Below are 7,796 nucleotides of genomic sequence, written 5' to 3'. Positions count from 1 at the left end.
AGTGTTCATCCGGTACATGGGGGGCAATATGCTGCTGCCAGTACTGCTGGCGCTGTTGCTCCCGTTCGGCGTCATTGGCCTGCTGGTAGGCAGGCGTCGCAATAAAATCGTGCCAGTTCATGGGGTCGTCCGTGAAGATTAGTGGGCAGTTGGCAGTGGGCAGTGGGCAGTGGTTTATTAGCGGTGGTTGGGGTTGTTCTGGGGCAGGTACTTTCGCCAGTTTCCGGGCAGCATACTGTTGCCACCGAAGCCATAACTGTTGCCCTGTTTCGGTGCTGCTGTTGCAGGTGCGCCGGTAGGAGGCGGTGGGGCGGCGGTGAGTTCATTGATGACATCCTGATAGGTTTTTTCTTTGGGAGCCGCCTCTGTCTCCCTGGGACCAAACAGGTCAAAGTCCGGGTTATCGTTCTGGTATTGTGTTGGTCCATTCTGATAACCGGGGTTGCGGGGCTGGTAGGGCTTCATCAACTGGTCCAGTGCGGCTCGCACGGCTGGGGGTTTGAGCATGGACAGTTCGTCCGGTTTCAGGTTCTGACCGGCCAGTGACTGGGTAGCCATGGCTTCGGCCATGGGCATAAGCTGCTCCATCAATTTGCCGACATCGCTGACGCCCTTATTGCCGGGGTCGTAGGTTTGCTGCCGTTGACCGGCAAAGTTGTTCAGGTTGGACAGGGAGCTGAGATAGAACTGCTTGACCGGATCACCGTTATCACTGAGCAGGCTGACCAGCGGGTCTTCGTTGCGGTCGCTGTGGTTCATTTGGATGGAGGATACGTTACCGGCCTTAATACCGGGGTGCTGGTTGATAAAATTAATAGCATCCTCTGCATCCCGTGGGTCCTGCCCCTGATGGTACTTTTGCAGCATCCGGTTCAGCTTACCGGCATCCTGCGTCAGTGGGCTGACCACCGTTTCCTTTTTCTCCATGGGCATACCATAACCGGTCTGACTGCCTTGCGGTGCTGGCGGCATGGGTGACTGCCTGCCGGTCTGACCGATCCCGTACTGGCGATTGATCAGTTCATCGTGCTGGCGCTGGCGGTCATAGAACAGGTCGGTATCGTTCTTGTCGATGGATTGCTGGGTCAATGCCTGTTGCTGTTCTTGCCCATTGTATTCCTGCTGCCGTCTGGCCAGTTCGCCAAGGCGCTGGTTGATGGCGTGCTGTTCTTCAGCGTAGCCGGGCATTTTGGTGCCATGGCCCAGTGACTCGAATTTGTTCTGATAGACTCTGCCGTCCGATCCGATATACATGGTGTTCCTCCGTGAATTAATACTCGTAATCAACCGTCTCGCTGTAATTCCATTTGCCGTTATTTTCGTATTTATGCACCAACCCGTGCTGCCACCGCTGCTGCGCCTGGTTGAATGCCTGGTTCTGCGCCGCCAGTTTCATCTCGTCCTGCCTAAAGCCGTAACCCACATCAAACTGTCTGGCGGCTTCGTTAAGCTGGTCGTACTTGATCTTGTTGTCGGTATACATATCCGCTGCCAGCTTGTAGACATTGGCGGCGCTGCTGACCCCATCGGTGGCGGTCCTGGCGGTGTCCAGTCCCAGTTCCGCCACGTCCAGGTTACGATTCCAGCTTTCCTCCCTGGCGGTGTCCCGTACCTGGTTCTGGATAGCCGACAACCCGGCAGCTTTATGAAGGGCATTGCTGGTACCAAACCCGGCAAACCGTGCTGAATTGGGGTTTACACCCATCCGGCGCATATCCCGTTCGTACTCGGCCTGTTGCAGGTCGGCGTTGGCCTGATAGTCGCTGATCGCCTCCCCCAACCGGCTCTCAAGCTGGGCATCGGATACTGTGGCGTTGTCGCCCAGGTACTGGAAGTTGGGCTGGTAGTTGTCAAACACATCAAACAGCTTGTCGCCGTATTGCTTGAGAGTGTCTGCTGCATCCGTTGCGGCGTCGATATTCAGTTGATGCGTGCTGCCCTGATCATCGTAGGCGTAGCGAGGGGCGATGTCGGGCATTGCCGGTTGGGCCTTGCCTCCTTGCCCATAGTGACCGCTGCCGGAGCCCAGGGAAAAAGTATTGAAACTCCCCATCTGATCCAGACTTTTCTGGTAGGCACTGTTGCCGGTCAGGCCGTAACTGTGGCCTGAGTCAGGCATCCCTACACGGGTGTAGCCCTGTGATCGTGATACGCCCATGATTATTCTCCTGTTTATTCGCCGGTCGCGGTCCAGTGGATAATGGCGTCGGCAATGCTGACATCGGTGGCACCAAGGTCATAAGCCGTGGTGTCCCAGTAGAAGGTGTTGTCGGGGGTGTTGCTCACCGGCTGGGGACGGCGATAGTACACAGTGGCAACGAGGCTGCGGATATGGACATAGGCAACACTGGTTGGCACATAGGGGGGATCGAAGGAACTGCCTGCCGAGGACTGGCCTTTATAACCGGCCCGTTCTGCCCAGACCTCCACCTCCGGGTAGACCTTGCCGTCTTTGTAAATCTGGTCCTCCCAGCGCATGGAAATATCGTTGAACTGCACGCTTTCCCAGGCTGCATTGTCGTCGTACAGATATACCAGGTTGTCGGAGGTGGTTTTTTCGTAGGTGTTGTAGCCCCCTACATCGTCGGGAATGCGCACCCTGGCTCGCCCCTTGGCAATATCGCTTCCCCAGACCGTACTTTCATGGAGGTAGAGATTTCTGACCTCCAGCCGTATATCCACCCTGGCGTAAAACTGGATTTTGGTGATTTCCCAGCCAGGCAGTGCCGGGTTATTGATCGCAATACTGTGGCGTACTGTCTGTGCAAAATTGGTGGGGCTGAGCGTTTTCTGCCAGTCGGCGCCTCCCCAATCCTCATCTTTATAGTCGTAAGTGACTTCGCCACTGTTGAACGTGCCTTCACGGTCTTCCGCAAAAAACTGCACACCCACGTCATATTTCCCCTGGGTCAGGGTCTGGCTGATCTCAAGGTCGTGAGTAGTGAACTGGTCAATGTCCACGGTGACTGACTCGCCATCAATCCAGTCCCTGTTGTCCGGGCGATACTTCAGGGTTATGGTGGCCTTACGGTTCTGCCAGGTACCCCCGCTGCCAGTGGACCGACTGCTGGCAACACGCCCTTTCACCGTCACCTTTTTTACCTGATCCGTGTCGTAAGCAAACCACTGCACGTCATTGTTCCCCCCCTGATAAATTTTGCTATTGGCCACGGTTTTGCTGCCATCGGCCAGCAGCAGTCGGGCATAGGGGAAAAACACCCACGCACCTTCAATAAGGCCATAGGGCTGTGGAGTGGTGTGGTAGAGTTCCAGCCGCTGGGACTGGTCAGGATAATCCGCGTTATAGACGGTAATGTCGCGGGGATAGAGGTTAATGGTGGGCTGGCTTTTAAAATACGCAGGAACGATCACTGCCTGACCATTTCTGCCGATGCCGCTTTCTGTCCGGCGCACCTCTTTATAGCGAACGTGACCGGCGCTGGCGGTGTAGATATAGGACTCGATCCGCCCTTGTTTCAGCACCAGGTAGTCGTCAGTGGCGATACCGCCACTGCCGGTAATCACCATCTGACCAAACCCATCGCTGCCGGTACTCAGCTCGATAGAGCCCTGGCCAACGGTCAGGGCCGTGCCGTTTTGCAACTCGCCAGACTGAAGCTGGCTGATATTCACCGGCCCGTTCACTGCCAGATAGCCGTTAAAGATCAGCACATACTCCGGTGCTTCATCGGTACCAACATTGCGCACTGTAAATGGCTGCTCGGACAGCTCCGGGCTCTCCAGCATCAGGTCGGCCAGATTAATAATGGCCGTTCCCTGACCTGATGTTCCGGCCAGTGCGTTAAAACTGCCAACCTGGCCGCCACTGTTGACGTGGCGCACCCAGTAATAGTGCAGGACAGTGTTGCCGGTAACATCGGTATAGCGGCTGCCATTGGCTTCATGGACCAGAGAAGCCTGTGCCCGGTCATCTGTCTGTGCTCGCCACACTTCAGTGTGGTTATGACCGTTGTAGGCCGGGGCATCCCATTGCAGGATGACGGCACCAAAAATGCCGTTGGTGGACAGGCCGGTGGCAGCGGTGGGTGCATCCGGCGCTGTTACTCCACTATCTCCATCACCCTCTACCGGGACCGTGATTTCTGGCTGAACCGGTTTCAGGGTATCAGTAATGGAACCCACGGCAGAGGCAGGCAAACTTAACCGCTGGCCTATTTCTTTGGCCAGTCCCAGCTCAGCCAGCTCGCTGTGCAACACTGCCTTGTCTCCGGCATTGCCGCTGCGACCGGCCAGGCGGTTCAGGAACTCACGCACGTAGCGGTCTACCGAGGCGGGCAGTGCGGGGAATTTAGGCATGATTCTCCTGAAAAGCTGTCCTAAACTGATGGGCTAAACGGTAATGGATACAAACTGATGGATACTGACAACAAACTCTACAATCAAGACTTCTATTCATGGACCCAACAACAAGCTGAGTTCCTGCGTACCGGCAGGCTGAATCAACTGGATATTGCCAATCTGACTGAGGAAGTACTCAGCATGGGTCGCAGCGAATACAACGCACTGGAAAGCCGTTTGACCCGACTTCTCTCGCATTTGCTCAAATGGCAATACCAACCAGAACGACGAGGCCGAAGCTGGCGATTAACGGTGGTTGAACAGCGCAAGCGAGCCAGAAAGGTGCTGGATGAAAATCCCGGGCTGAAACAGTTCCTTGATGCTATCTATGCGTCTGCCTATGACTACGCAGTACTGGCTGCGGCCAAAGAAACCGAACTGCCCCGGAAAACCTTTCCGCCAGAAAGCCCATGGACGTTCGATCAGATTATGCAGGAGGAATGGCTGCCCTGAGTTTTTTGCTAAAGCTCTGCCATCGAGCTGGCCACAATCAAGGCGGTCACGGTATCAGTACCTGCCAACTCAAACTGCCAGCGACTGCCCCGGCCTGCGGGTAAACGGAAGCCCCGGTCAGACGTGACCGGCAGTTCCAGAATTTGCTGTTCATCCCGAAACACCCGAAACACCAGATCGGTATAACTGTCGGCCATGATCCTTGCCGAACTGAACAGGGCAGGCTTTCCCTGAAACACCTTGCTGCGCCAGCGATAGGGCATCAGCGCTGCCCCTTTGTCCCACGCCTTGATGGTATTGCCAATGGCCAGATACAGGCTGTCGTCCTGAAGGTCACGGTAACAGGCATCGGCGTAAGTGCCGAGCTCGGTAAAGGTGCCGTTGTCAGGACTGAAGATAAAACCGCCTTTATCGTCTGGAGAGTCAGCACTGTCCCCATAAAAACCAAAGTACCGGCCATCATGGAAGCAGGCATGGATGGTCTGTGGCTTGAACCGTTGCCGCCAGTCTTCCGGGTTGATGATATTGCGGGTCATCAACTCTGCCCGGCCGCCAGCGATCCGCACCAGACCATCGGGGGAGGCATACAGGGCCATATCCCCCATATCCACCATGCTACGTTTGCTGATGCAGGCGTGCGCCGTATCGAGCCGTTCCAGGGTCATGGCACTGGGTTCGGTGCCAAAGGCCACATAGGGATAACCTTCCGTGGCAATGATCACACTGTTGGCGGCCACCGCCAGTGACTGAATGTCATACTCCACCGCCAGCCGGTAGGCCGCTGGCCAGGCATACAGATGGTAAGGCTCGCTGAACATCAGCTCCTTGCCAGAGAACCCTGCCGCCACGCCACCGGGCAGCACCACCATGCCTTGCAGGTTGTTGGGTGGCGCTATCCAGCCGATGGTTTTCAGGATGCCGCCCCGTTGGTCCAACGGCGTTTCATCCACCACAGTGGTGACACCTACGGGGGTATCGGTGGCCACTGTTCCGGCGTTGTTGATCTGGGTGCAAAGCTGATACACGCCGATCTGGGTGCTGGTGTAAATCCGGTAATGGGTGATATTCAGGTCCACGGCACCGGGACCGGCACCCACGGTAATATCCACCGTTTCACCGGGCTTCACCACAATCTCACCGGAGGGCAGCGATGGTGGACCTTCCCGTCCGTTTTCGTCCACCCAGGTATAACTGTAGAAACGGGTTTCGGCATCCACTTCTTCAGCATCGTCCAGCGGTGTACCACTGAGCGTCACCACGGGAGCCACGTCCGGTTCCGGCAGTCCAAGCTGATGGTCATTGACCGGGTAGTCACTGCCACCACTCAGGGCCAGCCCGTTATCGGTGTAGCGGGGACCTTTCACCGTGCCGGTGTAGTAAACCCGGTTATTAGGATCGTCGGCCACCGGGGAACGGATCACGTCCACGTCCGTGGTCCAGTCAAACCAGTACCGGCTGCCTTCGTTGCGATAGAGGTAGATGGACTGCGGCGTGGCGTTCAGGGCCTGTTCATCAGCAGGAGCGTAGTAGGCTCGCAGGCTGCCATTGGTCAACCGGCAGTCAATGGCGGCCTCTGCCTGGGTGTCTTCCAGCAGATGGCTGTCCAGCCAGGGGACTTCGCCGGTAAAGGAAGTGATGTCCAGTTTCATGCAGACTTATTTCATCAATCCGTAGAGATGGACGGTTCCACTCATAACATCTGAAACACTGCTGAAAATCTTCAGCCCTGTCATTTGGCCAAACCATTCACAGGATAAATAAGCAGAAGCATAAGGACCGTTACCTGTTTCCAGATGAGCCTGGATTGATCCAAGTCCACCATCAGTTGCCGGAGTGATATTTATCTGCCCTGACATTTGTAAGTTGTCAAACTTTTCGTCGATCAGCCTGATACCACTGTACTCTTTCACCATCGGCGTGGAAGAGTGATCATTCGCGATCACTGAAGTTCTTGACGAACCGTACCCATCCCAATAGCCCATGCCTGCTCCCACTGACTGCACACCGATGCCAATGTGTTTCTGGGAAAATTCACTGTCGCTAATATTGATATTCTGCAACACAAGCATGAAGCATGAATATTTAGAGTCATTCAGCAGACCATCAAACTCAAAAAAGGTCGTTGTATTTTTTGTCGATGAACTTATCAGTTTCATATCAGTTTCCCCGTCTTCCTGATAGACAGTTCCGTGCTCCAATGCTTCGATACGTGCCTGTAGATTGGCCACAACGTCTTCAAGCCCGTCAACCGCGCTCATGGGCGACGTTGCGGGGTTTAATGGAACTACTGCACCATTAACCAGAGCGTAAATAATGCCATCAGCGGTATTGATCGCCACCTCCCCCGACGCAAGGTCAGAGGCCAGTGGCACCTTGCCCGGCGTAGCCGAGCTTTTCAGTTTGATGGTGTTAGACACAGGCCCATTCCTTTTGTTACTACCGGATCAGAAGGTGCCACCATCCAGAGTGACACCATCAATAGAACCGCCTGTGATACTGACACTGGCTGAGTTCTGAAGCGCCATGGCACCCAGCCCCAGATTGCTTCGGGCAGTGGTGGCATTAGTCAGATCCGCCAGGTTCTGGCTTTTGGACATCTTGCCAGAGACCTGGGAAGTCAGACTGGTGACGGCATTGGCATCATCATTTAACGCTTCGGCCAGTTCGTTAAGGGTATTCAGTGCAGCAGGAGCACCAGCAACAATAGAATCAACTCCAAGCTGAACCCGTGCATCCACCTCAGATTCCGTCAATCCTTGCGCACTGCCTCCCGTGGCCGACACCACACCACTGCCATCAATCGACAGGCCAGCGCCTATTTTTATCCCCCCAAACCGGGAAGCAGTGGCAGCAGGCAGGTAGTTGTGCATATTGGTGGTCAAATCGGTCACGGTGTCGGTGAAATCCTTACCACCAATCGTGTCGATACCGGCACCGTCAACACCAATATACAGCTTGTCTGAAGCCTCCGAGTAAGCCAGCTC

7 protein-coding genes are annotated in these 7,796 nt (G+C 55.4%); 1 reads left to right on the top strand and 6 read right to left on the bottom strand.

Annotated elements, in window-relative coordinates:
- Positions 1 to 177: 177 nt before the first annotated feature.
- The 3 genes from ACO6UY_RS23515 to ACO6UY_RS23505 are packed head-to-tail and all read right to left on the bottom strand — an operon-like array spanning position 178 to position 4,317.
- Positions 178 to 1,254 carry a hypothetical protein gene (locus ACO6UY_RS23515; RefSeq protein ID WP_422491492.1) on the bottom strand — a complete coding sequence of 359 codons (1,077 nt, stop codon included), beginning with the start codon at positions 1,252 to 1,254 and terminating at the stop codon, positions 178 to 180.
- A gap of 16 nt (positions 1,255 to 1,270) precedes the next feature.
- Positions 1,271 to 2,158: a hypothetical protein gene (locus ACO6UY_RS23510; RefSeq protein WP_422491490.1), complete on the bottom strand. Its 888-nt coding sequence runs from the start codon at positions 2,156 to 2,158 to the stop codon at positions 1,271 to 1,273.
- 14 nt (positions 2,159 to 2,172) lie between these two features.
- A complete protein-coding gene (locus tag ACO6UY_RS23505; protein WP_422491488.1) occupies positions 2,173 to 4,317 on the bottom strand; it encodes a hypothetical protein in 2,145 nt (714 codons plus the stop codon).
- A gap of 57 nt (positions 4,318 to 4,374) precedes the next feature.
- Here ACO6UY_RS23505 and ACO6UY_RS23500 point away from each other — a divergent pair, with 57 nt between their 5' ends.
- Positions 4,375 to 4,812, top strand: coding sequence for a DUF29 domain-containing protein (locus ACO6UY_RS23500; RefSeq protein ID WP_422491487.1), 438 nt, complete (start codon positions 4,375 to 4,377; stop codon positions 4,810 to 4,812).
- Between the two features lie 8 nt (positions 4,813 to 4,820).
- Here the strand turns inward: ACO6UY_RS23500 and ACO6UY_RS23495 are convergent, their stop codons facing one another.
- The 3 genes from ACO6UY_RS23495 to ACO6UY_RS23485 all read right to left on the bottom strand — a co-directional run.
- A complete protein-coding gene (locus ACO6UY_RS23495) occupies positions 4,821 to 6,461 on the bottom strand; it encodes a hypothetical protein (RefSeq protein ID WP_422491485.1) in 1,641 nt (546 codons plus the stop codon).
- Between the two features lie 6 nt (positions 6,462 to 6,467).
- The gene (locus tag ACO6UY_RS23490; RefSeq protein WP_422491483.1) at positions 6,468 to 7,229 is read right to left on the bottom strand and encodes a hypothetical protein; all 762 of its coding nucleotides are present in this window, start codon (positions 7,227 to 7,229) and stop codon (positions 6,468 to 6,470) included.
- A gap of 27 nt (positions 7,230 to 7,256) precedes the next feature.
- Positions 7,257 to 7,796, bottom strand: a 540-nt coding sequence (locus ACO6UY_RS23485) for a hypothetical protein (RefSeq protein WP_422491482.1), incomplete at its 5' end; no start/stop codon positions are given.

Source organism: Endozoicomonas sp. ALE010 (assembly GCF_049310165.1).
Lineage (GTDB): Bacteria > Pseudomonadota > Gammaproteobacteria > Pseudomonadales > Endozoicomonadaceae > Endozoicomonas.
The sequence above is the reverse complement of the archived record's forward strand: the minus strand, read 5'-3'. Positions and strand labels throughout refer to the sequence as shown.

What these genes read in the sequence shown, in the direction of transcription:
- ACO6UY_RS23515 (WP_422491492.1), bottom strand. Translation starts at nt 1,254, where the DNA reads ATGTATATCGGATCGGACGGCAGAGTCTATCAGAACAAATTCGAGTCA.
- ACO6UY_RS23505 (WP_422491488.1), bottom strand. Translation starts at nt 4,317, where the DNA reads ATGCCTAAATTCCCCGCACTGCCCGCCTCGGTAGACCGCTACGTGCGT.
- ACO6UY_RS23500 (WP_422491487.1), top strand. Translation starts at nt 4,375, where the DNA reads ATGGATACTGACAACAAACTCTACAATCAAGACTTCTATTCATGGACC.
- ACO6UY_RS23495 (WP_422491485.1), bottom strand. Translation starts at nt 6,461, where the DNA reads ATGAAACTGGACATCACTTCCTTTACCGGCGAAGTCCCCTGGCTGGAC.
- ACO6UY_RS23510 (WP_422491490.1), bottom strand. Translation starts at nt 2,158, where the DNA reads ATGGGCGTATCACGATCACAGGGCTACACCCGTGTAGGGATGCCTGAC.